The following is a 25,400-nucleotide window of genomic DNA, read 5'->3' as shown; positions in this document are numbered from 1 at the left end:
GGTCGTTTTCCGCCGTGGTGACCGCTATGCGTTGACCCCGAAGAATGGATCGCCTGTGCCGAAAGCCATGAACAGCAGTGAGGTTCAGCAGATCGTCGAAGACGCTCGGGTTGCGCGCGAGGAAGGTCACATGATCTTCACGGCCATTGCGATGATCGATTTCCGTAAGGAGGCCTACACGGCGTGGGACATCTCCGGGTTGATTGAAGGCGTAGAGCGTCAGGGGTGGTTACTGGCTCACACGTCCGAGATGTACGTCGGGATCGCGACCGGCCACTTGCGCATGACCTCTGTCTTCCGCCGGCACAACTGGTAGGGCAGCGTGCTGCTTCCGGCGTCAGGTGATCCTGCCGTAGGCGGCCGTGGCATCATCGAAGATCTTTCCCCGCGGCCAGCAGGAGCCGTTCGGATCGGAGCGTTCGGCCTCGCGGACCTGACGAATCAGCTCGGCCGGGCCGTCGTGATCGACGAGGTCGAGGAGTTGCCGCCAGGTGGCCAGGCCGAATCGGTCGACGAGCCGGGACGCTCCGTCACTCAGGACCGCGGCGGCGCGTACCCGGTCGACCGGCATTGCTCCGGTCAACGCCTGTTCCGCGGCCAGGGGATCGACCGCGGCAACCCAGAATCCCCCGTCGACGTTGCGGTGTGCGCGCATGGCCTCCATGTAGCGGCTCAGGGCCTGGAGGTGTTCCGGGGTCCCCCCGGCAGCGGCGTTCATCGGATCCCGGTAGCGGTTACCGGTCAGGGCTTCCCGCTCGTCGCAGATGACCATGGGGTCGGCATCGAGGATGTCGAGGACGAGTACGGAGTCGGCCAGCACGAGCCAGTCCAGGGTGCCGGCCGTACGGCGGAGCATGACCACGGTGGCCGAGGGCGAGCCGGGATGAGAGAGGTCGCAGCAGAAGTCATGCATCGAGGCTGTCGCTTTGATCCCCGCGGCCAGGATCGTGGTCAAGGAGTCGGCGCTTTGGGTCATTCCGGCCAGGAGAGTCGAGCCGAGGGTATGTGAATACCAGGCGACGCCGTGGGAGCAGCCCGATTCCAGATCCGCAGGGGTGCCGGCGCCGTCCAGGAGAACGATGGCATCAGGGGTAGCGCCGATGAAGTCTTCGTTTGGTCGGTCGGGATAGGCGGGTTCGGTGGCGAGGGTGAGCCGCATGTCAGTCGTCCTTGTGTCGATAGAGCGGACTGGCAAGTTTGGTTCGGGTTGGTTCCCCGCTGTCGGGGTCGTACTCCACGCTGACCACGGTGGAGAAACGCTGGTCTCCGACCTGCCCCCAGATCGTCGCGATCTCCGAGGTGAGCAGGTCCACCACACCGAGGGAACCGTTGGTGCGGATTCCGGCGATGGCCAGGAAGGTGCCGTTGCCGTCCGGCCGGGGGAGACGGCCGAGATAAGCCGAGTCGGTCGGCTGCTCCGGGACGACCTGGGTGCCCGACCGGTAAGCGACACCGGTACGGGTGTCGCGTAGCAGCCAGCCGAGGTCGTCGCGTTCCCACCGGATGACGGGGTCGGTGTCGTAGGCCGTTTGCATCGCCTCGGACATACGGGGGCCGCAGACGACTACGAGGTTGGGCCGGTTGAGGTCGATCTGACCGTCGATGGTGACGTTGTCTGAGGCGATGGCGAGCCCAAAGGATTTGGCGAGCTCTTCCAGGCGCTGGCCCGAGCGCATGTCGTCCAGGGCGAGAACGGGCCGCTTCTTCTCGGGGTCGAGCCGCAGGGGGGTGACCACGGTGACCATGCCCGTGCCTAGGAACGCGCCTTCCGGGGCTGGTCCGGTGTGTTTGATCTGGTGAATGCGTCCGCGTGAGAGCCCGGCTTGTTCGGCGATCTGCGCGTAGGAGACACCTTGGGCGTGCAGCTCTTGAATCACCCGACGTCGTAGCCGGGCCAGCTCGGTGACCTCCTGTTGAGCGGCGCTCAGCCGTTCGGTCGCGGTCCGGATCAGCAGGTACGGGTCGTCGATGGCGGCGATCCGCTCAAGGTCACTCGGTGGCACGGTGGTTCCCTTTCGGTGGTGCTCCGCCGAGTCTAGACCCCTAGACGAAATGCCGTCTATCCCCCTTGACAGTACGGATTTAAGGGTTTCGCCTGTTTTCAGGCTTACTGCCCGGATCGCCGAACGACGCTTTGGCACACCCCTGGTCATCGAGCGCGACCCGTCAGCATCGCCGCCCACAGCTCTTGACCTTCGGCCATGCGCGTCCGGCCAGTCTCCTGGACGGTGCGAGGTGTTCCCTGCACGGTCCGACGAAGGAAGACCTGACCGCCCGAGGCGCACAGCTCGTAGACGACCGAGCGGCAGTGACAGGTCCAGGCGATCACCCGGCACCGCTCACCAAGTCGCGGGTCCATCCAGGTAAGCCGAGCATGATCGACTTGGGGGATCGGAACGTGAGCAGCCAGACAGCTCACTGCCATACCGCCGGCTGGGAAAGCAGATCCAGGACGGCCCACACGATGCGGCCCGTTTCATCTCCGGTCACACCCCAGTTCGTCGCCAACCCGGCGACCAGCGCCAGGCCGCGCCCTCCCTCCTCGTCGGACTGAGCGAGAAGCGGATGCGGGGAATGGGGACCGCCCTCGTCCAGGACGCCGAGCCAGAGCCGCTTGCCCTGTACCCGGACGGACACCGTGAACCGGCCACCAAACCAGCCACTCTCGGAGTGCCGGATGGCGTTGGTGGCCAGCTCGCTGACGATCAGTTCGGCGTCATCGGCTTCCGGTCGGCCACTCAAGATCATGGTGACGAACCGGCGCGCTTCGACGATCGACGCGGGGGAGCCGAGAAAGGTACGGGATACGCAGGAGGGCGACACGGCGAACTCCGATGTCTAGGGGGCTATACATCCATGCCGCCAACGTATGAGCGAAACTAGGTGATCCTCAAGTTATTCGACTTATAAATAAGTCGCCTACTGGAGATGGGTCGCCAACTCCTGATAGTCGGCACCGATTCGCCCCAAAAGATTCCGCAGGTCATCGCCATGCACCGCGGCAGCCGCGAACGTCTTGAAAGCCCTCTCATGCACCGCGACCTCCTCTGCCTCGCTCAGCGTGATCTCACCCGTGAAACTCTCGACCACGCTCACCGACCCATCAAGGATGGTGAACCCGTGCAGCGGGAAAGCCGGCACTCCCGCCGACCATGGCACCACACCAAGCCGCACATGCGGCAACGTCGACACCTGAGCCAGCCGGTCAAGCTGAGCCAACATCAACGACGGAGACCCCGGCCACGTACGAACCGCTCCCTCCGTCAACACAAAGACGAACGTCCGGCCCGGCTCGAACAACACAGCCTGCGCCTCGACCCGCACGGCCGCCACCTTGGCCGCATCGCCCTCATCCACCTCCCGCCCCAGAGCCACAGCCAGCCGCGCATACTCTGCCGTCTGCAACAACGCCGGAATCATTGCCGAAGAAAACACCGCAAGCCGCCGAGCCGAACGCATCCGAGCAACATTCGCCGACTCCCGCCCGGCAAGCCCGTCCTTCAACCGAGAGACCTCATCACGCAACCGCGCCAGCAGAGCATCCAGCTCCGCCCGCCCCACCTCATCCAGGCCCAGCGCCCCAACGAGGCGATCAACCGTCTCCGGCACCGGAAGCAGCTTCCCCGTCTCAATCTGAGAGACCGTCGACTGAGTCACCCCAGCCCGCACCGCCAGGCCCTTACCAGTCAACCCAGCATCCCTACGTAACCGGCGCAGCAACTCACCCAACGCCCGAAGCCGCTCCCGACGATCCTCCACACCCAGCGTTCTACCAGTCACCCATACGTTGAGCGCAGCCTGTCACAGATCACTGCCGAATTGTTCTCATGGGGTATCAAGGGGCGGCGGCGCTGCGCGCCGTCGCCCGGCCCTGTGCCTGCGGCGCACGCCAGGCATGCGGCCTGGGGGCCGGTCCCGGCGCGCGGGCAGGACTCCGGGCCGTCGCCGCACGCACGCCGCGCCGCATCTATTTTCTTCACCGGCTCTGGTCACGCCGCCGCCCAGATGCAGCCCGACGATCGCCACGTCTTGGCTAAGATTCGTTGTGGTCGGGGGCGATCGAAGATCCAGGGTTCGTTCCTCACCCTGACTCACCGAGGAACGTGGTTGACCAGTGAGCCTTTTCATCCTGGTGCCGCAGCTCATTGGTGGTCAGGGCAAGGAACGATGCACTGTTAGGCAAGTCACCGGGTGACCCGGCTCAGTCCGAGCTGTCCCAGGTCGACTGCACTCACGACGTCTGGCACGTGATCCTGAAAAGGCTCAGTATTCAAGGAAGCCGTGGGCGGCCGCGATGTGGCTGGAGGCGCTCGGCCAACTGCAGCGCTGCGGCAAGCCCGCCCTCCGACTTGCCATGGACCAGGCCGAACTCGATCCGGTCGGCCAGGTAGTCCTGCGTGGCGTCGTCCGCGTCATGGGAGATCAGCGGGTCGAAAGACAGGATTTCGCGGCCGTCCGCGTAGTGGTCGAAGGACGCGGCCGTGTTTATATTGACAAAGACGCTTGCCGTGACCGTTCCTGCCGACAAGGGCCGCAGTACCTCGTCCAGCGTGCCGGCGAAGCCGTTCCACTCGCTCAAAATGGTGCCGCCCTCGGCCGGATGGGCACATACGAGGCCCTCCTCGATCTCGCCTTCCTCGTCGTCACCGTCGAACACCTCGATGCCGAGGCGGGCCAATGCCTCGTGCGGGGTGAGGCCGCGGACGAGCGTTGCGCAGAACGCAGTGTCATCAAGCCATCTGTAGACGCTCACGGGAACCCTGCTCTCTCTGAGGCTAGATCATGAGAATCCTGGCATGCGGGTCCGACGGAAATCGCGTGCGCCCTTTAGAGGCGGCATCGGTGCACTCTGGCGTTGGCCTGCAAGCCTGTCATCGATTGCGAACAGGATGCCTCGGGCCGCGTGCCGGGATAACTACGCGCCCCACTCAGCCGAGATATCTTCACGCATGTCATGGATAGCTATCTGCAGTTTTTCAGCAGCGAATCTCTGATAAATAGCACCCTTGCATGCTTCATGAATAAATCCATAAAGACGATCTGCATCACTCTCAGAACTAGAGAGTGCATGCTTTAGTGTAATCTTTGATGGAAAATAAGGGCCAGCAACGCTGGCGGCAGAGATCGACGCAATTCCTACAGTGAACGCCGGGATCCGCTTACATATGTCTCGAAGTTGGTCAATTGCCTCCGGATATCCAGTCTCGATAAGCTCGTCCCTGCTATAGCAGTGCGAGTATACTATGATTTTCGTGCAAACTTTATCGAGAACATTAAGCGCATTTATTGCAGCCTGATAATCTTCGCGGTGCCGCTCTCTGCGCAAAGTCCGCCGCTCTTTCTCGGCCTCTACCTCCATTTCTCTTTCGCGCGTTATTTTAAATTCTTTTCTCTTCTCCTGCTCGGCCCTCTTAGCGTCTTTTTTCTGCAAACGGTAAACCATCCATGCGACAACTGCTGTTGCAGCTAAAGCGAGTGATCCAATAATAGATTGAACCCAATCCCCAACGGCCATGGAGAAATATTGCCAGACACATGCCTCTGGCAGGGCGCGCTGGCTTCGCGATGTTCCCTAATCTTGACCTCCATGTCCATATATATGGACATAAGCCTGATCATCCCGTATGTCATCGACGTGGAGCAAGCCGGGCAGACCAGGGTCATGGGGGCAAGGTCGTTCATCCGCACGGGGTTCTCAGACCGTGCCACTCGCGTGCCAGTAGGGCCAGGGAACAGAGGGGAATCACGGAGACTCACGGGCAGATCAACATTGCCTCTGACCTGGCTCGCAGCAGTTCAGAGAGTCGCGTACCGAGATCTTCCAAACTGGTGGTCACGCATGGAGCAGGATGTGCTGATCAAGTGCGTCGCAGCAGACATCGAAGCCACTGTGCCGGGGGCATTCGACCTCCCTGGACCGCGGGCAGTAGTAGATGTCCACGCAGCCGCAGTCAAAGAACTTGGGCAGGGGGACGGGAAGGCTGTTCATGATCGTGGGCATGTGCCGAGGGTCCCATGTTGCAAGGTAGGGCCGGGGCGGCCGCCGGGCCATTAGCGGGCCATTAACCAGGATGACGAGAGGTCAACCACAGTCACTCACGACCGGCCGAACGCCCAGCTCAGCCGCCCCACCTGCCGTACTCGATGCACTTCCCAAGCTGACAGCGCGGGTTCGATTCCCGTCACCCGCTCCACTCATGAAGGCCCAGGTCAGGATATGAATCCGGACCAGGGCCTTAGTCGTTTTCGGAGCCGACTCTCACTCGCGCGCCAGATCAGTTGATCTTGACCTCGGCGAGGGGCGGATCATCACCGTCGTCATCCTTGGGCTTGAGCCCTCCCTTGACGATCTCCCCCAGTGCGTCGGCGATGGCCCGATCCCGGTCCTTGACCGCGTGTAGATAGATCATCGCGGCCTCCGTGCCGGAGTGGCCCATCCTCACCATCAGTTCCTTGTGCGAGGCCCCGGTCATCGCCGCCAGGAGTGTTGCCCGTGTGCCGGAGATCATGAACCAGCAGATCAAGGGCGTGCTTGTCGCGTGAAGCTCTCCTTACTAGCCGACCGGCGTGGACGCGATTTCCGTTGGAGGTTCAGCGTCTGTCGAAGGTTCGCCGTTCGGTACGGACTTGGCTATGGCGGGGCGGTCGTAGATCCCGACGGCCCACCCGCCTGGTTGTTCGCCAACCTCGGCCAACAGGCGTTCGCGCACTTTGGGGCGCATCAGCGCGAGGGACTGGGCCGTCTCGTCACACTCTTTCGACTTCAGGGTCGGCCGGCAGCCCGTGACGGCTTTCGCCACCTCCTTGACCGGGGCGTCCGCTGGAAAGACCCAGACCTGCAGGGACTGCGGACGCTTCAGCCAGTCGGAGGGCGCCGAAAGCCGGTCGTGGTGTCCGCCCACCGAACCCCCGCACCGTCCTGCCGTACCGCCCGGTTCGCCACCCTTGAGCTGCTGCGTGGTGACAACCCAAGCCCGGGGATCGTCGCAGACCACCTTGTACCCGGTGAAGAAACTGGTCGGCGTGAAGGTCACCGTCCGGGCGACGCCCACCGTCTCGAACCGCTGGGAATGAATGAGGGGAAGATCAAATTTCTCGGCTCCCAACACCACGGGAAACCTTTCGGGGAGCTTTGGTCCGGAATCCACCCGGGCCGAGTCCATAGGACGTCGGGCGACCATCGTCTCGTCCACCCCGGATGGCCCGGTCAGCAGGCCGTTCACCAGTCCGGCGGCGGTGACGGCGAAGGCCACCGCTGTCCCGGCCGTCACCGCCCGCCGAATACGGCGCATGCGGCGCCCCCGCTTTACGATCGCGTCGAGATGGGCGGACGGTCCGTAGTGGGCCCGTTCCTGGCCATACTCGGTCAGGAGCTTTCGCAGATCACTCTCGGTGTGCCTCATCGCTAAACCCTCTCCAAGTTCATGGTCTGCATGTCCGGATCGACTCGAAGACGGGCGAGGGCCCGGCTGAGCTGACTTTTCACCGCTCCCAGTGAGCAACCAACAATGTCCGCGACCTGGGTGAGCGTTCGTCCCTCGAAGTAGTGCAGAACGATCACCGCACGTTGGCGCGGGGAAAGTGTGCCGATCGCGTTCCACAGCGCGGCCTGATCGTCTACCTCGGCGGCCGCGTCGCGCGGATCGGCCGTCTCAGGGAAACTCGCGGCCGGCACCTCCCCGCGCCAGTGCCTGCGCCACCAAGAGGCGTGGGTGTTCACGATGATCCGATAGACGTATGGGTCAGGGTTGCCCTCGACCCGCCGCCAGGCAAGCCATGCCTTCGACAGTGCGGTCTGCACTAAATCCTCGGCCGTACCCCAGTCCTGGGTGAGGAGATACGCCATCCGGCACAGCCGTAAATGCCGGTGCGCCACATACTCGGCGAACCCGTCGTCCATCCATCATCTCCGTTTCGTTGTCCCCGGCGATGACTACCGCCTGGGAGGCGCATTCGGATGACAGACGTCCCATACCAAGATGACTCACTGGGAAAGGGGGAGGGAGCTCCGCCCCAGACCCCGGCTGTGGAAATGGAGGCGAAAACCGCCTTGACCCTCCATCTCCAGGCTGTCGCCCCCGGGCGGGACGAGGCAGACGGAAAGATCCGGCGGGTGGGGTATGTGCGTCCGCACGGGGTTCTCAGGCCGTGCCCGTTGCGTGCCCGTCAGTAGAGGGAGCAAGGGGAACTCACGGGGAATCACGGGCAACCGAAGCGCTCCCCCGCAGGTCAGCGTTTCGCCAGCCCAGCGGCCAAGAGCGTTAGAGACTTCCCAAGCTGACAGCGCGGGTTCGATTCCCGTCACCCGCTCCACGCTTCAAGGCCCAGGTCAGGGATGGATTCCCGACCCGGGCCTTAGTCGTTTCCAGGACTGTTCGATCTTCTCGGGCCATTAGCTCCGTGATCATCCTGCGGGCAGCTCATCGGCGTCGCCGTCGTCCCGCTTTTCCAATTTCCTGTCGATCGCGTCCGTGATCGCCCGGTCGGCACCTCGTACGGCGTGCTGGTAGATCATCGCGGCGCGCACATTGTCGTGACCCATCCGGGCCATCAGGTCCTTGAGGCCGACACCCGACTCGGCGGCGAGCATGTTGCCCGTGTGCCGGAGATCATGGAAGTGCAGGCCCGGCATGCCCATCTCCTTGACCACGTCCACCCAGCGTGTGCGGGTGTTGAAGCCACTCCGCCGCAGTGGCCCGCCTTTCGCACCGGGAAACAGCAGCGCGCCCGGCTCGTCCTGAACGTAGGTGGCGATGTGCTCACGCAGCGCCGAAACGATGTCCTCGGGAATGCCGACCACGCGCCGGCCCGCCTTGGACTTAGGTGGACCGAGGACCAGACCGCCGGTCGAGTGCTCGACATAGGCCGCCCGGATACGCACCGTTCTCGCGTCGAGATCGACGTCCGTACAACGGAGCGCGCTCACCTCACCCCATCGCAGACTCGCGAAGGTGGCCAGGAGCACCAGGGCGCGGAAGCGCCGATCATGAGTGCGGTCGGCCCGCCCGTCCCCATCTTCCACAGCGCCCTTTCGGCGTCGGCACGACCGATGAAGACCTCGGGATGGGTCCGCATCTCGCCGCGCCTTTGGAAGCGCAACCGGTAGGCGTTGTCCTTGAGCTTGCGGACGTTGCCGACCGGACGACGACCCACGAGGTCGGCCAACTCGAAGACCTGGGCCACGGTGAGCACCGGGCGCTCCTGGGCGTGCTCGTCGCCGACCCCGCGAATCCGGCACGGGTTGCACGAGATGATGTGATCCTCTTCGACCGCCGTCATCAGCACGGCCCGCAACAGGCGATACGCCTTGGCCGCCACGCTGACCGAGACCCCGTTACCGAGCAGGTCGGCCCGCCCCTGCCGAACCATCGCGGTGGAGATCTTCCCGGCTGCGGCATTGCCAAGGCGGCGGCGCGCCGCCGCGCCCCGGCCCAGCGTCGCGGCCCTCGGCCGCGCAAGCGGCCTGGGGGCCGGTCACGGCCGGGACAGCACTCGGGCCGCCCGCCGGCCCCGCCGTACCCAACGAACTCACCGACCACTGGCACACCGCCGCATCAGTCCTGAGCCCGACGAGCCCCGACATCGCCTCCCCGCAGCGGCCCGTTCAAGACCTCCTGAGTCAACATGACACCGGTCAACCGCGCCACGAGCATCAGAGCCCCGTCCACTATCGGATGTTCGACGGCCCTCTCCCCGTTGTCCTCGTCGGCCCCATCTCCCGGCACATACGCAGGGTCAAAACCCACATCCCTCATCAGGCCCACCAGCCGATCAGGATCGCTCCCATACCGCCATGCGGGAATCATCGGGTCGAACGAGGTCACCACCTCCCCATCAACCGCGTACGCGAAGCGATTGGTCGCGTAATCATGCCGCAGAACCGACACGGCCTCCGACCCGACCGACAGCGTTTCCACGGCGTCGAGCGCATCCCAACCAGACTCCTCGATGAGCACGGCCCAATCACCCAGACGGCCCGCCAGGAGCGTGTTGGGGAACAACCCCTCGTCAATCAGCTCCTCGTAGGTGAGTGGCCTGATGCTCCTTTCCTCGGCACCCACACGCCGAAGCGCCTCAGCCTCATCGAGCCCACGAATAAAAGTGAGGCACCACAGGTCGCCCAATCCGTAATCACTGGCGAGCCAGGCAACATCGGCACAACTGATCTCCATGTGTGCGCTCCCTGCTGTTCCGGATGTGCCGCCACGGTAACGATCAGATCCGACAGCCACGCCACCCTTCGGGCCCTACGACCCTGCGTGGCATTTACCTCCGGCGTGGGCACTCCGGCTCCGGGATGACCACCAAGGACGCGCTCATCACCGCCGACCTGCCGGTGGCTGGGGTAGGGGCCTGATCATCCCGTCTGCCCTCGACCCGGGACAAGCCGAGCAGGGCACGGGCCGCCAGCGACGGGATAGCGGGCCGCTATCCTGCTGCATCATGCGGCCATGGCGACACGTAGACGGGCGCTTCCTCTACCTTCCGGCCAGTCAAGACGTCTGGGACCAGTTGCGGACCCGGCTGCAACTCGCCCAACGACTCAGCGGCACCGTCGTCTGGGTTCCCCACCCCGGCGCGATAGGCATCGGCGTGGATGTCGACCTCCCAATCGGCGGCTTTGTCGACGTCCTTCTGCTGCCCCGCGACACCACCCAATGGCCTCTCAAAGGCACCCAAATGGAGTTGGGTGTAGCTCGGTTTCAGGGACTGGTTGACGTGGGGTTTTGAGAGTCTGCTCGCAAGAGGCGGGCTCGTCTTCTACCGTGCGAGGTGGAGGCGATCGCGGTGGGCTCGTTGCTGGAGGAGTTGGCGCGGCGGGAGGCCGTGGCCCGGGAACGGGTCGAGCGGTTGCGTGAGCAGTTGGCGGCCGAGGAAGAGGCGTTGTCCCGGCTGATGATCACTCGGGAGACGGTCGAGGAGATCCTGGGCGAGACGGCCCGGCCGGCAGAGCGGTCGCCTGCCGAGGCGGGCGACCAGAGCGATGCCGGCGGGGTGGTCGCACAGACGGGCGGGTCGCCGATCGGGGTGACCACGGTGCCGCGATGGCGTCCGGGGATGGATGCCTCGGTGTTACCGCAGACCTACCAGGATGTGCTGGAGGTGCTGGTCGATGCCGGTGGCGCGATGCGGGCCGGGAAGATCGTGACGGCGCTGGGGTCGCCGGCCGAGGCGGCCAAGGTCGAGGGTCTGCGCGCGAAGTTGAAGCGGATGGCGGAGCGGGGCTGGCTGAGCGAGGACGGCCCGGGATTGTTCGGGGTGAACGAGCGAGTCAGGGAACAGATCACCCGATAAGCCCTGATAAGCCGCGGCAGGCCGGGGGTGTCACTGCGGCGTCACCGCCGCGGTGGTTGTAAGGAGGGCTCTTCTTCCCCAGGTTCGAAGGTGCGACCCATGTCGGACCCGAGGAAGAGGAACCCGATGGAACCGTATGACACGGTCCCGGTGACTGACGTGTTTGCAGCGTCGACGGAGACCTTTGAGTATCTGCTGGGTGAGCTCGCCGGTCCCGGGTCGGCGGAGCTGTCCCACGCCCGGCTGGAGGAGATGATCGAGGTGCGGGGCCGCCTGCTGTTGCGGCAGTTGCTGCAGGATCATCTGGATTTGCGGGCGGCGCGGGAGGAACAGGCCCTGGCCCGCAGGACGCCGGTGCGGCCGGCCGCTGCGGGGTGGCCGGTGCCGACGGTGTGCTGCGCCGCTGTGTGGAGTCCGGTCATCATCGGCTGCTGGCCACCGTCTTCGGGACGGTGTCGGTGCGGCGGTGCGCCTTCCGGGCTCGGGGCGTACGCAACGTGTATCCGGCCGATGCCGCGTTATCGCTGCCGGGCGGGCGGCACTCGCATGGACTGACCCGGCTGGCGGTGACCGAGGCGGTGCGCGGCTCCTTTGACGGTGCCAAGGCCGCGATCGAGGCGCGGTGTGGTCCGGTGCTCGGTAAACGGCAACTCGAGCAGTTGGTGCAGGCGGCCGCGGCCGATATCGGGGCCTTCTACCGGCAGAAGATCCCGGTGCCGTGCACCGCGGGCACGTTGCTGGTACTCAGCGTGGACGGTAAGGGAATCGTGATGCGGTCCGAGGCGTTGCGGCCCGCCACCCGCAAGGCGGCCGCCGGCCACACGCCGACGTTTCGCACCCGTCTGGCGGCCGGGGAGAAACCGTGCCGCAAGCGGATGGCCACCCTTGGCGTGGTCTACGACGCAGACCCCGCGCCGCGGCGTCCGCACGATGTGATCGCCGTTCCCGGCGGGCGACGCGGACGGCGGCCGCCCCGGGCCGGGCCGCACGCGCGGGGCAAGTGGTTGTGCGGCTCGGTGATCGATGATCCCGCCACGGTGATCGAGAAGGTCTTCGACCACGCCGAGGCCCGCGACCCCGCACACGCCCGCCCGTGGGTCGTGCTGGTCGACGGCGCCCGGCACCAGCTCGATCTGATCCGCGCCGAGGCCGCCCGTCGGAACGTGAGCGTCGGCATCGTCATCGACTTCGTGCATGTCCTGGAGTACCTGTGGGCGGCGGCTTGGAGTCTGCATCCCGCTGCGGACCCGGCCGCCGAGGACTGGGTCGCCGGGTGCGCGCTGGCGGTACTGGCGGGCAACGCCGGGCAGGTCACCGATGGGCTCACCGCGCAGGCCGCGGTGTTGCCTGCCGGGCGCCGCCGTGGCATCGACACCTGCATCCGCTATCTGGCCGGCCACGCCGAGTTTCTCCGCTATGACCAGGCATTAGAGAACGGGTGGCCGATCGCCACCGGGGTCATCGAAGGCGCGTGCCGTCACCTGATCGGCGACCGCCTCGACATCACCGGCGCCCGGTGGGGCCTGGCCGGCGCGGAGGCCATCTTGCAACTGCGCGCCTTGATCGCCTGCGGCGACTTCCGGGACTACTGGAAGTACCACCTCCGGCAAGAACACCAACACACCTACAACGTCCCAGCCTGACCTGTGATTTTCCCTCAGGAATCGTTAGGCCCAGGCCTCCGCGATACGGTTCGAGCATGATCAGCGACGAGGGAGCTCTGCTCGGAAGGCAGGCAGCGGAGCGCCTGGCCCAGTTGGACTGCTGCGTGATCGAGCCCGGCCTGACCAACGCAGAGTTCGCGCGCATCGAGCACGAATACGGTTTCGCGTTCGCCGACGACCACCGGGCCTTCCTCGCCGCCGGACTACCGGTCTGCGAACCGCGGGAAGACGAGCCCGGCACCAGCTACGCGTGGGAACGACCATGGCCCGACTGGCGAAACGGCGAGCCGAGCGAACTCCGCCGGCACCTCACCTGGCCGACGGACTTCCTGCTTCGGGACATCCAGCGGGGACACTGGCCAACCGCCTGGGGCGACCGGCCGGACTCACCCGAGGCGGCCGCCGAACGTGCGCAGTCGCATCTGGCCGGAGTTCCCAGGATGGTTCCGGTTTACGGGCACAGGTTCTTGCCCGAAGGCCGCGGCGGCTTCGGCCATCCGGTCTTGTCGATGTGGGGCTCAGACATCATCTACTACGGCGTCGACTTGCTCGACTACATCAACCAGGAGTTCGAGGAACCCCGACCCGAGCACCCCGAAAGCCGGGCGCTACAAGCCACCGTGCCGTTCTGGCGCGACTACCTGTGAGCAATCCCGACACGCCTGCCCGGGGCAGGGAGCGTTCAGCCGGACAGCCCGACCTGAACGCCTCACTCCCTCAGGAAGAGCCGCACCCATAGAGGTTTATCCCGGTAGGGATTCGACCCTTCTCCATAGCGCCTTTCTTCGAGGTTGGTCGGCCGCTCTGCCTCACGCGCGAAGGCAGAGCGGCGGACACAGCGTGACCTGGGAGTGTGGTGTCACCCAGGTCTGACCACATCGCGCATCTCATGGGAGAGGCGCCATGTTAGCGCTACCAAATTGCGGTGCGACCTCCCTTCGACATCCCGGCATCTCGGGTGGTGATGGCGGTGAGTAAATACAGCAGGACCGGATGTCGTCAAGAGGTAGGGGTCCTCCGTGCTCGGCGTTGCCGAGAAGGCGCCGCTGCCTGTGGATCCCCGCCCCCAGGTCCGCAACTTGCGGATCTGAGGTGAAATTTTCAAGGCGTGGTCGCCAGCTAATTTCTCCTCTTTGCTCTGCGGAGATGGTCTCGCCATAGCTGTATTGAGCTCATGGTAAGGGCATTGACGTTGAAAGGATGGGGCCGAAAATTTCGCTCAAGCATTGACATGTTTCGGATAGGTTTCCACAATGAGTCTCCGAAGCGGTCGGCCCTGCCTGATGTGGTGATCGAGTGAGGGCCGCCGGTCATGACGCCATCGTGGTGTGCCCCCGGTCCGGGGTGCGGCGTCGTTCGCCGGGTTCCCGTGTATCCCTCTTTCCGTGATTTCAGTATGGAGTCAGGCATGGGTATGAAGGCTTCCCCCTTATCTGCGCGCCGAGGTTTCGGTGCCCTCAGCAGGGTCATCAGTGCCGGCGCCGTGGGTGTCGTAGGTGCGGCGCTAATGGTGTCGGTTCCCGCGGATGCGGCCGCCAGCACGCTGGCCGTCGCTGCCCAGCAGAGCGGTCGCTACTTCGGCACCGCTATCGCCGCGGGCAAACTGGGCGACCAGACGTACACCACGATCGCGAACCGCGAGTTCGACATGATCACCGCCGAGAACGAGATGAAGATCGACGCCACGGAACCCAACCGTGGGCAGTTCAGCTTCAGCAACGGTGACCGCATCTACAACTGGGCGGTGCAGAACGGCAAGCGGGTACGGGGCCACACGCTGGCCTGGCACTCCCAGCAGCCGGGCTGGATGCAGTCCCTGTCCGGTAGCAGCCTCCGCCAGGCGATGATCGACCACATCAACGGCGTGATGGGCCACTATCGAGGCAAGATCTACGCCTGGGACGTCGTCAACGAGGCCTACGCCGACGGCAACTCCGGTGGCCGGCGTGACTCCAACCTCCAGCGAACCGGGAACGACTGGATCGAGGTGGCCTTCCGCACCGCACGGGCCGCCGACCCGTCCGCGAAGCTCTGCTACAACGACTACAACATCGACAACTGGAGCTGGGCCAAGACGCAGGGCGTCTACAACATGGTCCGCGACTTCAAGCAGCGCGGCGTGCCGATCGACTGCGTCGGCCTGCAGTCGCACTTCAACAGCAACAGCCCGTACAACAGCAACTACCGCACGACCATCCAGAGCTTCGCGGCGCTGGGAGTCGACGTGCAGATCACCGAGCTGGACATCCAGGGCGGCTCGGCCACCACTTACGCCAACGTGGTCAACGACTGCCTGGCCGTGCCGCGCTGCACTGGCATCACGGTGTGGGGGGTCCGGGACAGCGACTCCTGGCTGGGCGCGAACACCAGCCCGCTGCTCTTCGACGGCAACGGCAACAAGAAGGCCGCCTACAACTCCGTCCTGAACGCGCTCAACAACGCGACCCCCAACCCTTCACCCTCGCCGAGCCCGACCACCTCGCCCAGCCCGACGCCGCCCCCAGGTGGCGCGGGACAGATCCGGGGCGTGGCATCTGGTCGTTGTGTGGACGTCCCGAACTCCACGACCACCGACGGCACCCAGCTCCAGTTGTGGGACTGCCACTCCAGCTCCAACCAGCAGTGGACCTACACGTCCGCCCAGGAGTTCCGCGTTCTCGGCAGCAAGTGCCTGGACGCCGCGGGCACCGGTAACGGTGCCAAGGTGCAGATCTACTCCTGTTGGGGCGGCGACAACCAGAAGTGGCGTATCAACTCGGACGGCTCGATCGTGAACGTCCAGTCGGGTCTGTGCCTCGACGCCGCCAACTCCGGCACCGGCAACGGGACTCTGCTCCAGAGCTACTCCTGCTGGGGCGGCAACAACCAGAAGTGGACCCGGAGCGGATCGTGAGACGGCACCTGTCGGTGCCGACCGGGATCGGGGCGGTGGTCGCTGCCGTGATCGCCGTCCTGGCCGGGCTTCTGGCTCAAACGCCCACAGCGAGGGCGGCCACGTTGACTCAGATCGGCAACTTCGGGGCGAACCCCGGCAACATTCAGATGCACCTCTACGTGCCTGACAACGTGGCTCCACGCCCCGGAATCCTGGTGGCGATGCACGGCTGCAACGGCCGGGCGACCGACTTCCACCAGCAGACGGAGTTCAGGACCCTGGCCGACCGGTATGGCTTCATCGTCATCTACCCGCAGGCCAACAAGAGCGCCAACGGCCTGTCGAACTGCTTCGACGTGTGGTCGAACGAAGCGCTCCGGCACGGGGGCGGCAGCGACCCCGTCTCGATCGTGTCGATGGTGAGCTACGTCGTGCAGCGGCATAACGGCGATCCCTCGCGGGTGTTCGCCACCGGCTTCTCCTCTGGCGCGATGGAGACGATCAACCTGCTCGCCACCTACCCCGATGTGTTCAAGGCGGGTGCTCCCTTCGCCGGCGTGCCCTTCGGCTGCCTCGGCCCGCCCGGTTGCAACGACCGGACACCGCAGCAGTGGGGCGACGTGGTCCGCAACGCCTACCCGGGCTACACCGGTCCCCGGCCCCGGCTGATGGCCTGGCACGGTACTGCGGACGACGTGCTGAACTTCAGCATGTTGCAGAAGGAGGTCGACCAGTGGACCAACGTGCACGGGGTGAGCCAGACGCCCACCTCGATGTCCAGCCCGCAATCGGGCTGGACGCGGCGGGTCTATGGGTCCGGCCAGGTCGAGGCGTACACGATCAACGGGGCGGGGCACAATCTGCCGCACTCCGGGATGGCCATCCACGCCATCCGATTCTTCGGCCTCAACAGCGACACCCCCACTCCGACGCCCACCCCCACACTGACCCCCATCCCAGGTGGTAACGGGCAGATCAGGGGCGTCGCGTCCGGGCGCTGCGTGGACGTGCCGAACTCCAGCACCACTGACGGCACGCAGCTCCAGCTCTGGGACTGCCACGGCGGCACCAGCCAGAGGTGGACGCTCACCTCCGCGCAGGAGTTGCGGGTCCTCGGCAACAAATGCCTGGACGCGGCCGGGACGGGCAACGGGGCCAGGATCCAGCTCTACTCCTGCTGGGGCGGGGCCAACCAGAAGTGGCGCGTCAACTCCGACGGCTCGATCGTCGGCGTCCAGTCGGGGTTGTGCCTGGATGCGGCCGGGGCGGGCAACGGTACCCGCCTCCAGCTCTACTCCTGCCACGGTGGCACCAACCAGAGATGGAACTGGGGCGGCAACGCCTGAGAATCGCGCTCAGCGGCCCTACTGCGCGATCGGGAGAGGACTCCCGCCAGCACGGCATGTCCGCTGGAAGAAGGACAAGCACCACCTGGTCTGGGGTGATCACCGAGAATCTCCCCAGACCAGGGAGGAGCGCGTGTCTGGTACGCCTAACGGGTGCAAGGCTCGCGTGCAGGCAGTGAGGCCCTCCATCAGCGTGGCGCGTGTGGTGTCGTCGACGTCCGCGAGCGTGCCCTCTTCGATGCCGTCGAGAGAACGGTCGATGGTCATTTACACGCGGCAGCGCCACAACGGCGACGCGAACCGCGTCTACGTCACTGGCACCTCCGCCGGCGGCATGGAGACCAACATCATGCTCGGCAACTATCCCGACGTCTTCAAGGCCGGGGCGGCGTTCATGGGGGGCCGTTCGGCTGCTTCGCGAGTGAGGCGGACTACATTCCCTCGCCCGGCGCGAGCAACTGCGCCTCCGGGCGCATCAGCAAGACGCCCCAGCGATGGGGAGACCTGGTTCGTGCCGCCTACCCCGGATACAGCGACCCCGGCCCCGAGTTCAGCTCTGGCATGGCACCACGGCCAACCTCGTCTACTACGCCACCCACCAGCAGGCGATCGACCAGTGGACCAACGTGTGCGGCCTGAGCCAGACGCTCACCGGTACAGACACGCCGCAACCGAACTGGAACCGACGCCGCTACGCCGACGGTTCCGGCACGGTCCGGGGCGAGGCGTACAACATCCAGGGCGCCGGCCACAGCCTCCCCATGAGCGGGATGGCCACCGCGATCCAGTTCTTCGGCCTCACCAACGGACCGAGTCCTTCACCGTCGCCGAGCCCCGGTGTCGGGTGCAGGGTCACCTACCTGTCCAACACCTGGAACAACGGCTTCACCGCCGATGTCACCGTCGCGAACACCGGCACGACCCCCGTCAACGGCTGGACCGTGACCTGGACGTGGCCGGGCAACCAGAGGGTCACCAGTGCCTGGAACGCCACCGTCGCTCAGTCGGGTTTCCAGGTCAGCGCGCGCAACGTCTCCTACAACGCCACCATCGCTCCCCAGGCCCGGACCAGCTTCGGGTTCCAGGGCACCTACAGCGGCGCGAACTCGGCGCCGTCCGGGTTCGCGCTCAACGGCACCGCCTGCGGCATGGGGTGAAGTTCGTTCAGGACGCCGTCGGCGGCCTTCCGGGCAGGGCGCCCATACTCTTCGGCGCGGGCGTGGAAGACCTGCTCGGCCCGGACGGCTGGCCAGTCCGGGGGAGATGCTCGGCCGGCAGATGGAGGATCGGCTGAAGTACTTCAACCCGACGCTGGTCGACGATGTCGCCGTTTCCCCGAGCTGCGGATCATCCTCGCCCATCCCTCGTTCCCCTGCAGCCTTGATGACGTCGATCTCACAGGTGACCCTTGTGCGCTCTCACCAGGCTGATCGACTCGAGCTGGCAACTGGTCGATCGGTCTGGGGTGCTGCTGCCGGCCGTACAGAACGTCCTTCCCCCAAGCGGATTCGCACCCTGCACGCAGGTCCGGCGAGCGCGTTCAAAAGCTCGTCGAGCGTGGTCGGAATGAGGGGGTCTCCCAGACCAACCTCCCTACCGATTGGTTGGTCGGTGTGATGCACAGCGTCATGCATCATGTCGCGGATGAGATCAATGCCGGCCGTGCCGCGGCTGACCAGGCCGCGGGGTGCATCGCAGCCACCATGCTCGCCGCGTTCAGTTCGATCGGACCCTGAGGTTCCCCCCGTAGCTCGGACACCGGCACGGCACGCATCATCGCGATCATGTCTAGCTGCAATCCAGCCCCGTTCAACCCCGTTCTGGAGGGACCGGCCGTGCCCGTTGATCCAGGTGGAACTGATCTGAACAGGCAAGATCAGAGCTGCTAATGCGGTTTGGGTTTACCGCCCATCCGGGGTTCAAATCCCCGAGCCTCCGCAGTTCAGAGGCCCTCTCCCGAGATTCAGGGAGAGGGCCTTTTAGATCTCTAAGGGCGTCATTGCAGTCTTAGTTGCAACGGGGGTTCAGGACTCCCCCAGAGCGCCGAGGCCAGGCGTTCCCCGTTATCGCGCATGAGCGGTGTGGACACATGCTCTGGTGACGTCGGATATTCCAAGTGTCCGAATTCCTACTGATCACGGATCCATGCGACGAAGTCGTCGGCGAGGCCTGGCGGGTTGGCGGCCTCGGTCTGTCGTGCGATCTGTTCGTAGTACTCGAGTTCGTGGATCAATGCGCATGATGACGTGCTCAGGAATCAGTCGGCCCACAGCAAGGTATCCGGCCACTCGTACCTGCGGTCATCGTCAGTCAACGGCTGGTAGTGCGTGACGGCGATGAGTTCACCGGAGCCGTCGAAGCCCCGGAATTCGGCCCTGTCGTCGACGTGGCGGATCGCGTGCGGCACGGTGATCAGTCCGCTGGCCGGAACGGGAACGTCGATGACGTCTCCGGCGTAGCGCACCTGCACGGTGGCTATCCTTCGCGTCGCCATCATCGTCAACTCAGCCACCCATTCCGTGCCGGGATGTGCAAGCTGGGCCGACAGGTTCACCAGGTCGTTGCCGTGCCAGTCGGACAGCGGCTCATCCGGCCGGTTCAGCACCCACTCCGGCATGCCGCCTCCCGAGGAGGTGAGCGGATACTGCCACTGCCCGGCCGGTGAGCGCGCCAGCAGGTAAGTGTCGTTGTAGAGCTCTCCGTCTTCTCCGCTGCGGAACAGTACGATCATCGATCCATAGCGGCCCCACAGGCCTGCCGCAGCGATCGTGGCCGAGCCGGGCGGGAGAGTCGTCGGGAGTGGCGGTGCGCCGTGGTCGAGCGCGTCGAACAACGCCTGCTCATCGAAGAATCGGCAGGAGTCGTCAGACGATTCCTGTTCCGTATGTCCCATGTGTTTCAGCGTAACGATGTCCAGGCCACACGCTCAGATGGTGCTGCCCATCCTGCCGCTGCAGTGTTCCAGTATGGTCCTGCATCCCCCACCGCTAGGTCATCCCCGGTAGGTAGCGGCTGGAAAGACTCACTCATAGTGATGCTCCTTGGGCGGTTCAGGCCGTTTAGGTTGGCTCCCAAAGTCATCAACATTTCAAGCTCGTTGATCAGCGGCTGGCCCTCAAGCTCATCAACACCTGGCTCTCGCTCACACTTTCATAGCCACCCCACCTTGAGACGCTCCGCAGCCTGGATCTTGCGGTGTGCCTTGAGAAGCGCGAGCAACTCGGGAGGGCATTGAAGGGTGAGCTTGCTCTTGCCCTTTCGCTGGCGGAAGACGATGCCCCCGCCCGTGCGTTTCGGGCACCTGTCGGCATGGCTCGTACAGTCCTTGAGACAGGTCCTCTTGAAGCAGGTGTGCCCCTGCTTTTTTGTAGTTCTCCTTGCAGCCGGGGTTATGCCCGTGACTTTTTGCAGGGCCAGCGGTGCCACCTCTCACCGCATTTGTGGATCGGCGCACCCGCGTTGCCACTCGGTGCGCTGAATCTGGAACCATGCCCTGATCACTCCGGCCTCCAGGTCGACGTACTGCCAGCGGAGCCCGAGCGCTTCGCCCTGGCGGATGCCGAGGGCCAGAGCGACCGATCAGCGTGCCCTGTTCCGTCGGGTGCCGGCCACGTCGAGGATGTTGCGGGCCTCCTCACGGCTCAGTGGTTCGATTTTGGTGGAAGCTGCCGAGGGAGCCTCGACGAGGGGCGCGACGTTCCGCGTGAACTTGTTGCGGCGCACCGCGATGGTCAGCGCCCGCGACAGGATGCGATGAATCTTGAGCACGGTGCTGGTCAAGGCAGCGGCGTGGCGCGCCGCCGGCACAGCCCAGCGTCGCGGACCCCGGCCACGCATGCTGCCTGGGGCCGGACATGGCCGGGGCCGCACTCGGGCCACCCGCCGCACCGCACCCAGTGGTTGCCCACCACACGTGGGCCGACCGCCGCTTAGAAGGCCGCTCTGGCTACCGGTCCCAACCCCTTCGGGTGCTTCGCATTGGCGCAGGCCGTTCCGTTACCGCTCCCTGCTTGCCTTGACAGTGGCCCAGACGGCCATACCAGCCAGCATCAGCATGCCAAGAGCCATGGAGATGTATCCCGCCCAGCCGATCGGCCTGACCGAGTACGGATCTCCACCATCCGTTGAGCTAAAGGTCATAAAGATCGAGGCGAGTCCCATCACCGCGCACGTCAACATGCCCACGGACAGGACCGCGTACTTTACCGGCTTCTCGGGGGCCTCCCCTGAGGACGCCGCCCTATGCTTCCGCTCCAAGTCTGCTCTGAACAAACCCCACACAGCAGCCCCCAAAGCCACAGCCACGCCGAGAGCCGCGATAGCAATGAACACCCAGTCGAGTGGCTCGCGCACGTTGTAGGTCCCAGCTATCCACTTAAGGACCCTGACCACCAATGCCAGCGTCATCACCGCTAGCGCTAACTTGACCAGCTTGAGCATCTGAGACATGCAGCGATTATGTAGCCTTCCTGCTTTCATTCCAAGAAATGCCTCCGGCGGGGGCACTTCGGCTCCGGGATGATCGACGTTCCAACACCAGGACCATAGATGGCTGAGGCGGGCCGGATCACGCCCCAGACAAGCCCAACATCCCGCCCCCTCCGGATCAAGACCGTCTGTGACCGCTGGCATCCCATGACCGGGGAACGTCTACCGGCTGATGTACACAGTGAGGATGGCAGTGGCGCCACCGTCCCCTAGTTGTTGCCCTCCGAGGGGGGACGAGGCGGGCGGGAAGATCAGGCAGGACCGGTGGAGCCTGCGGCGCCGCTCCAATAATCTAGGTGCGTCTTGATCCCCGAAAGGTGTGAAGTGCGCATACTGGTCACGGTTATTGCAGCTACGGCACTCCTAGCCGCCTGTACTCCCAGCGTCAGCAACATACCTGAGGCAAAGCACGTCACCAAGACGACGATTCCCGGTGCGCGCCAGACCCTCGCCGATATTTCGCAAGGCGTCAAGACCAAGATTCTACTGCACCATGTGGAAAAGCAGGGGCAGGCCTCTACTTGGAGCACGGATATAAAGGTAGGAACGTCTTTTCGACTCGCTACCGACTGCGTCGGTGCAGATGGAATAATGATGGTACGAGTCGGGAAATCTCAGTTTCCTCGACGGTGTTCGACCGGTCCCGGTGACATACGAACCAGCACGATTCCCAACAGGATAGAAGTCAGCCGCATCGCAGTAGAGGCGCCACTTGGTGCCGAATGGTCCATCCTCATCGCGCGGCCTTCAAAGGCAGAGCAGTGACGGCAACGTTGACGATAATACCCTCGAATGTCAGCACGTGATCTTCGCCGCTAACCATGGCTCCGAGCGAGGCTAGACCGGTCCGCTGACCGGAAAGATCGCACTGATAAGGAAGATGCCCCTCCCGAACGCCGTGCCCGTCGCGTGCCCGATGAGGTGGAGAACAAGGTGGAACAACGGGGAGTCACGGGGAACGCGATCAGGGCGCTGAGTTGGGTTTTCGCCGGTCAAGCAAGATCGGAATGCGTTTTTGCAAGCAGGATGTCAGGAGTTTGAACCTCCTGGGTTCCACCAGTCAAAACACCTCTCCACCGATCCTGGTCGGTCATCGGCGCATGTTGCTCCAAGATCGCTAAGGTGTGCCCCAGTCTGTGAAAGGACCACCTTGTCGAACTCCCCCCCGTTGTCGAGACCGGCATTACTGACCTGGCTGGTGGCTGCGGCCGTCGCAGCCTTCCCGACATGGGAGGAGTGGCGCTTTCGGCTTCACCCCGGTCCGGTCGAGATGTACGCATGCATGGGTTCCGGGTGGTTGGAGACATCGCCGCTGGACACCCTGCGAGGCGATCTCGACGGGATCATGCAGAACGTGGAGGCATGGGCTATCCCCGCGCTGCTGGTCCTGGGAGGATTCCTCGCCTGCCTAGGCCACAGGAATCCACGGAGCGTGGGCCGGCGAACGGCAGGTGTTCTCGTTCTGATCGCGGTCATCAAACCGGCCACCCCCCTCTACGCCTCGGCGGAGGAGTGCGGCGGCCCGATCCCCATCCTCAGTACCGAATGGTTCGCCACGGTGATGAGCAGTTGGGGAAGCACCCAGCTCTGCCTCCTGGGCGCCGCCGCGCTCGTCCTGCTCGTCACCCGGATGATGAGCGGTGCCACCTCGAAACGGCCGGAGGTCGCCTCGTCGACCGGTGTGACCTGGCGCCGGCCGGTGGCGCTACTGGTCGACTACGCGATCGTCATCGTGGTCCTTACCTTCGTCGTCCAACCCATCCTGTTGCTGACCGGCGTCGACGAGTTCTTCCCCTCCATCCACCTGGGCTACGGGCTCTTGAACGGGGCGGCGCTCTCGCTGGATAACGCAGATCCCGAACGGTTACTCGTCCTGTTCGTTGTGTTTCTGTACTTCTGGGCGCAGCACAGTCTGCGGGGACAGACGCTCGGCAAGCGTCTGCTGCGCATCCGCCTCATCTCCGCGCGGACGACAGTACGGCCGACGGTGGGAAGGACGGCCCTCCGCACGCTGATCTTCCCGCTCCTGGTCTTCGTACCGGTCGCCGGGCCGATCGTTCTCATCGTGGATGGGGTGTGGGCGCTTCTCGACCCTGAAGGCCGGACGCTTCACGACCGATGGGCGAACACCGAAGTCACACGGAAGGTGTCGAACGTCCAAGCCCAGATGTAGCGGAACCGGCAGTCGGCCTCCAGCGGGGCGCCCTACCTTGACCCGGCCCTACCCCGCTCCCTGTGGGCAGGGCGACGGCAGACGAAATGAGTAGGCGGGTGGGCTACGCGCGTCTGCGCAGGTGATGACCTGGCCCGGGTTGCAGTTCACCGCCGTACCATGCCGTTCCAGATGGACCGGCCAAGCGTGTCGGTCCAGGTTGAACCGATCCGAACGGCCAGGGCCCGAGCTGCCAATGCGGTTTGGGTTTACCGCCCATCCGGGGTTCAAATCCCCGAGCCTCCGCAGTTCAGAGACCCTCTTCCCGGTCTTCCGTTCTAGTGATCGTCGCAACACCCCAGCTGAGGGAATGCGGCGGCGGTCATGGCCTGGCTGACGAGCGTGTTCCTGCTCAGCCGGTCGGCGACCGTGCGGTGGCGGGTCGTACCGGCAGGACGCGGGCCGGTTCCGCCGACGGTCACGAACTCGGGGGAGTGTCCACCTGATCCCCAGCGGAAGCGCACGCGTCTTGTCAGATGGCTCCGCGGAAGAAATCGCCCAGCGCGGGGGCCAGCACGTCGTCGGACACGCCGTGCCACTCGCCCTTGAGGGTCAGGTGACGGCCTTGGGGAAGGGCAGTCGCCGCGTCCGCGGCCCAGCCACGCAGGCGGTCGTCGCTGGACTCGCTGTTGACGACCAAGGCCGGCACGGTGACGGACCGGAGGGTGTCGTGGGAGACGGCCGTGGTTATCCGGCTGTCGTAGGCGAGCGTGTGCGCGATGCCTTCCAGCAGCGGGAAAAAGGGGGCTTGGCGCATCTCCGCGGTTATCTCGGCGGGGACACCGATGCCGGTATGGAAGTGCTCGACCGCATCGGCCCGGCGATCTGCGGCGACGAGCTCGTCGATCTCGGCTGCGAGGTCGTCCTCCCGCGGCCGGTCGAGGACGATCGGTGGTTCGAGGAGCGAGAGCATCGAGATCGGCAGCCCGGCCGCCGCCCCAAGCAAGGCCAGGACCGCGCCGGAGGAGAACCCGTGGACGAACGCCGGTCCTCCGCCCGCCTCGATCACGGCCGCGAGGTCCTCCACCTCCCGTTCCACCGCGTACGGCGGGGTGTCGCCACTCTCGCCGCGTCCGCGCCTGTCGTAGGTCACGACGGTGAACCTGCCGGCAAGGTGTTCGGCGAGGGAGCGCATGGGCCCGAATCGGCGGAACCCGCCTGCCGCGTCGACCAGCACGAGCGTCGGCCCTGTTCCCGCCTGCTCGAACCCGATCCGCGTGCCGTCGCGTGACGTCACCGTGGCCATGGCGATCCCTTCGTTCGGCGGCCTCCGACGCTACAGAGCACCACCGACAAATCCGCGGGCCCGATGTCCCGTACGCGACAGCTCTGAGGCCCGGTCCTTTCGAATGTCGAAGTCCATCGCATCTCCTCAACCGGGACGTCGCGACGACCAGCGGAACGGAAGGCCGTAGGGGCGCTGGGTGGGCTGCCGTGCAAGGGACAGGCCAAACGCCCCATCCCAAGGAACTACCCGTGAGGCCGCGCCGGCGACTGGACTGAGGAGCACCGTGAAGCCG

At 65.1% G+C, this 25,400-nt stretch carries 25 protein-coding genes and 2 pseudogenes; 10 read left to right on the top strand and 17 right to left on the bottom strand.

Going from position 1 to position 25,400, the window contains the following annotated elements; genetic code table 11:
• Positions 1-55 precede the first annotated feature (55 nt).
• Positions 56-316, top strand: coding sequence for a hypothetical protein (locus ACWD3H_RS18625; RefSeq protein ID WP_451955833.1), 261 nt, complete (start codon positions 56-58; stop codon positions 314-316).
• A gap of 21 nt (positions 317-337) precedes the next feature.
• On the opposite strand, the gene ACWD3H_RS18620 is transcribed toward ACWD3H_RS18625, so the two are convergent.
• The 13 genes from ACWD3H_RS18620 to ACWD3H_RS18560 all read right to left on the bottom strand — a co-directional run bounded on the left by ACWD3H_RS18620 (position 338) and on the right by ACWD3H_RS18560 (position 10,172).
• A complete protein-coding gene (locus ACWD3H_RS18620; RefSeq protein WP_451955832.1) occupies positions 338-1,159 on the bottom strand; it encodes an integrase in 822 nt (273 codons plus the stop codon).
• A 1-nt stretch (position 1,160) separates the two neighbouring features.
• A complete protein-coding gene (locus tag ACWD3H_RS18615; protein ID WP_451955831.1) occupies positions 1,161-2,003 on the bottom strand; it encodes a sigma factor-like helix-turn-helix DNA-binding protein in 843 nt (280 codons plus the stop codon).
• Between the two features lie 412 nt (positions 2,004-2,415).
• Positions 2,416-2,823, bottom strand: coding sequence for an ATP-binding protein (locus tag ACWD3H_RS18610; RefSeq protein ID WP_451955830.1), 408 nt, complete (start codon positions 2,821-2,823; stop codon positions 2,416-2,418).
• Positions 2,824-2,919: 96 nt separating this feature from the next.
• Complete coding sequence (locus ACWD3H_RS18605) at positions 2,920-3,759, bottom strand: helix-turn-helix domain-containing protein (RefSeq protein WP_451955829.1); 840 nt, start codon at positions 3,757-3,759, stop codon at positions 2,920-2,922.
• 511 nt (positions 3,760-4,270) lie between these two features.
• Positions 4,271-4,753: a DUF6461 domain-containing protein gene (locus tag ACWD3H_RS18600; protein WP_451955828.1), complete on the bottom strand. Its 483-nt coding sequence runs from the start codon at positions 4,751-4,753 to the stop codon at positions 4,271-4,273.
• 162 nt (positions 4,754-4,915) lie between these two features.
• Positions 4,916-5,515, bottom strand: a complete 600-nt coding sequence (locus ACWD3H_RS18595; protein ID WP_451955827.1) for a hypothetical protein — start codon at positions 5,513-5,515, stop codon at positions 4,916-4,918.
• Positions 5,516-5,833: 318 nt separating this feature from the next.
• Entirely contained in the window at positions 5,834-6,001 is a 168-nt protein-coding gene (locus ACWD3H_RS18590) for a hypothetical protein (RefSeq protein WP_451955826.1), read from the bottom strand.
• Positions 6,002-6,275: 274 nt separating this feature from the next.
• Positions 6,276-6,509 (bottom strand): hypothetical protein, encoded by a 234-nt coding sequence (locus tag ACWD3H_RS18585; RefSeq protein WP_451955825.1) that lies wholly within the window; start codon positions 6,507-6,509, stop codon positions 6,276-6,278.
• Between the two features lie 45 nt (positions 6,510-6,554).
• On the bottom strand, positions 6,555-7,403 hold the full coding sequence (locus tag ACWD3H_RS18580) for a hypothetical protein (protein ID WP_451955824.1): 849 nt from the start codon (positions 7,401-7,403) through the stop codon (positions 6,555-6,557).
• 2 nt (positions 7,404-7,405) lie between these two features.
• The gene (locus ACWD3H_RS18575; RefSeq protein ID WP_451955823.1) at positions 7,406-7,900 is read right to left on the bottom strand and encodes a SigE family RNA polymerase sigma factor; all 495 of its coding nucleotides are present in this window, start codon (positions 7,898-7,900) and stop codon (positions 7,406-7,408) included.
• Positions 7,901-8,404: 504 nt separating this feature from the next.
• On the bottom strand, positions 8,405-8,965 hold the full coding sequence (locus ACWD3H_RS18570) for a site-specific integrase (RefSeq protein ID WP_451955822.1): 561 nt from the start codon (positions 8,963-8,965) through the stop codon (positions 8,405-8,407).
• Positions 8,923-9,369: a hypothetical protein gene (locus tag ACWD3H_RS18565; RefSeq protein ID WP_451955821.1), complete on the bottom strand. Its 447-nt coding sequence runs from the start codon at positions 9,367-9,369 to the stop codon at positions 8,923-8,925. Before ACWD3H_RS18565 ends, ACWD3H_RS18570 begins: the two co-directional genes overlap by 43 nt.
• 185 nt (positions 9,370-9,554) lie before the next feature.
• Positions 9,555-10,172 (bottom strand): DUF6461 domain-containing protein, encoded by a 618-nt coding sequence (locus ACWD3H_RS18560; RefSeq protein ID WP_451955820.1) that lies wholly within the window; start codon positions 10,170-10,172, stop codon positions 9,555-9,557.
• 601 nt (positions 10,173-10,773) lie between these two features.
• Here ACWD3H_RS18560 and ACWD3H_RS18555 point away from each other — a divergent pair.
• The 7 genes and pseudogenes from ACWD3H_RS18555 (at position 10,774) to ACWD3H_RS18525 (ending at position 18,337) form a co-directional block, all read left to right on the top strand.
• Complete coding sequence (locus tag ACWD3H_RS18555; RefSeq protein ID WP_451955819.1) at positions 10,774-11,295, top strand: hypothetical protein; 522 nt, start codon at positions 10,774-10,776, stop codon at positions 11,293-11,295.
• A gap of 126 nt (positions 11,296-11,421) precedes the next feature.
• Positions 11,422-12,938, top strand: a pseudogene (locus tag ACWD3H_RS18550) (ISKra4 family transposase).
• Between the two features lie 56 nt (positions 12,939-12,994).
• Complete coding sequence (locus ACWD3H_RS18545) at positions 12,995-13,606, top strand: hypothetical protein (RefSeq protein ID WP_451955818.1); 612 nt, start codon at positions 12,995-12,997, stop codon at positions 13,604-13,606.
• A gap of 860 nt (positions 13,607-14,466) precedes the next feature.
• Complete coding sequence (locus ACWD3H_RS18540; RefSeq protein ID WP_451955817.1) at positions 14,467-15,852, top strand: endo-1,4-beta-xylanase; 1,386 nt, start codon at positions 14,467-14,469, stop codon at positions 15,850-15,852.
• Positions 15,849-17,180: an extracellular catalytic domain type 1 short-chain-length polyhydroxyalkanoate depolymerase gene (locus ACWD3H_RS18535; protein ID WP_451955816.1), complete on the top strand. Its 1,332-nt coding sequence runs from the start codon at positions 15,849-15,851 to the stop codon at positions 17,178-17,180. The genes ACWD3H_RS18540 and ACWD3H_RS18535 overlap by 4 nt, the downstream gene beginning before the upstream one ends.
• Positions 17,089-17,514, top strand: a pseudogene (locus tag ACWD3H_RS18530) (hypothetical protein); the annotation flags it as partial. The gene ACWD3H_RS18535 and the pseudogene ACWD3H_RS18530, both read left to right, overlap by 92 nt.
• A gap of 160 nt (positions 17,515-17,674) precedes the next feature.
• Positions 17,675-18,337 carry a cellulose binding domain-containing protein gene (locus ACWD3H_RS18525; protein WP_451955815.1) on the top strand — a complete coding sequence of 221 codons (663 nt, stop codon included), beginning with the start codon at positions 17,675-17,677 and terminating at the stop codon, positions 18,335-18,337.
• Between the two features lie 1,100 nt (positions 18,338-19,437).
• Here ACWD3H_RS18525 and ACWD3H_RS18520 read toward each other — a convergent pair.
• The 3 genes from ACWD3H_RS18520 to ACWD3H_RS18510 form a co-directional block, all read right to left on the bottom strand.
• Positions 19,438-20,013: a hypothetical protein gene (locus ACWD3H_RS18520; protein WP_451955814.1), complete on the bottom strand. Its 576-nt coding sequence runs from the start codon at positions 20,011-20,013 to the stop codon at positions 19,438-19,440.
• A gap of 746 nt (positions 20,014-20,759) precedes the next feature.
• Positions 20,760-20,960 (bottom strand): hypothetical protein, encoded by a 201-nt coding sequence (locus tag ACWD3H_RS18515; protein WP_451955813.1) that lies wholly within the window; start codon positions 20,958-20,960, stop codon positions 20,760-20,762.
• A 216-nt stretch (positions 20,961-21,176) separates the two neighbouring features.
• Positions 21,177-21,629, bottom strand: coding sequence for a hypothetical protein (locus ACWD3H_RS18510; RefSeq protein ID WP_451955812.1), 453 nt, complete (start codon positions 21,627-21,629; stop codon positions 21,177-21,179).
• 363 nt (positions 21,630-21,992) lie between these two features.
• Here ACWD3H_RS18510 and ACWD3H_RS18505 point away from each other — a divergent pair, with 363 nt between their 5' ends.
• Positions 21,993-22,433 carry a hypothetical protein gene (locus ACWD3H_RS18505; protein ID WP_451955811.1) on the top strand — a complete coding sequence of 147 codons (441 nt, stop codon included), beginning with the start codon at positions 21,993-21,995 and terminating at the stop codon, positions 22,431-22,433.
• Positions 22,434-22,950: 517 nt separating this feature from the next.
• Positions 22,951-23,841: an RDD family protein gene (locus ACWD3H_RS18500; RefSeq protein WP_451955810.1), complete on the top strand. Its 891-nt coding sequence runs from the start codon at positions 22,951-22,953 to the stop codon at positions 23,839-23,841.
• 511 nt (positions 23,842-24,352) lie between these two features.
• Here the strand turns inward: ACWD3H_RS18500 and ACWD3H_RS18495 are convergent.
• Positions 24,353-25,126, bottom strand: a complete 774-nt coding sequence (locus tag ACWD3H_RS18495) for an alpha/beta fold hydrolase (RefSeq protein ID WP_451955809.1) — start codon at positions 25,124-25,126, stop codon at positions 24,353-24,355.
• Positions 25,127-25,400 lie beyond the last annotated feature (274 nt).

The sequence above is a fragment of the Streptosporangium sp. NPDC002607 genome, assembly GCF_053592655.1.
The sequence above is the reverse complement of the archived record's forward strand: the minus strand, read 5'-3'. Positions and strand labels throughout refer to the sequence as shown.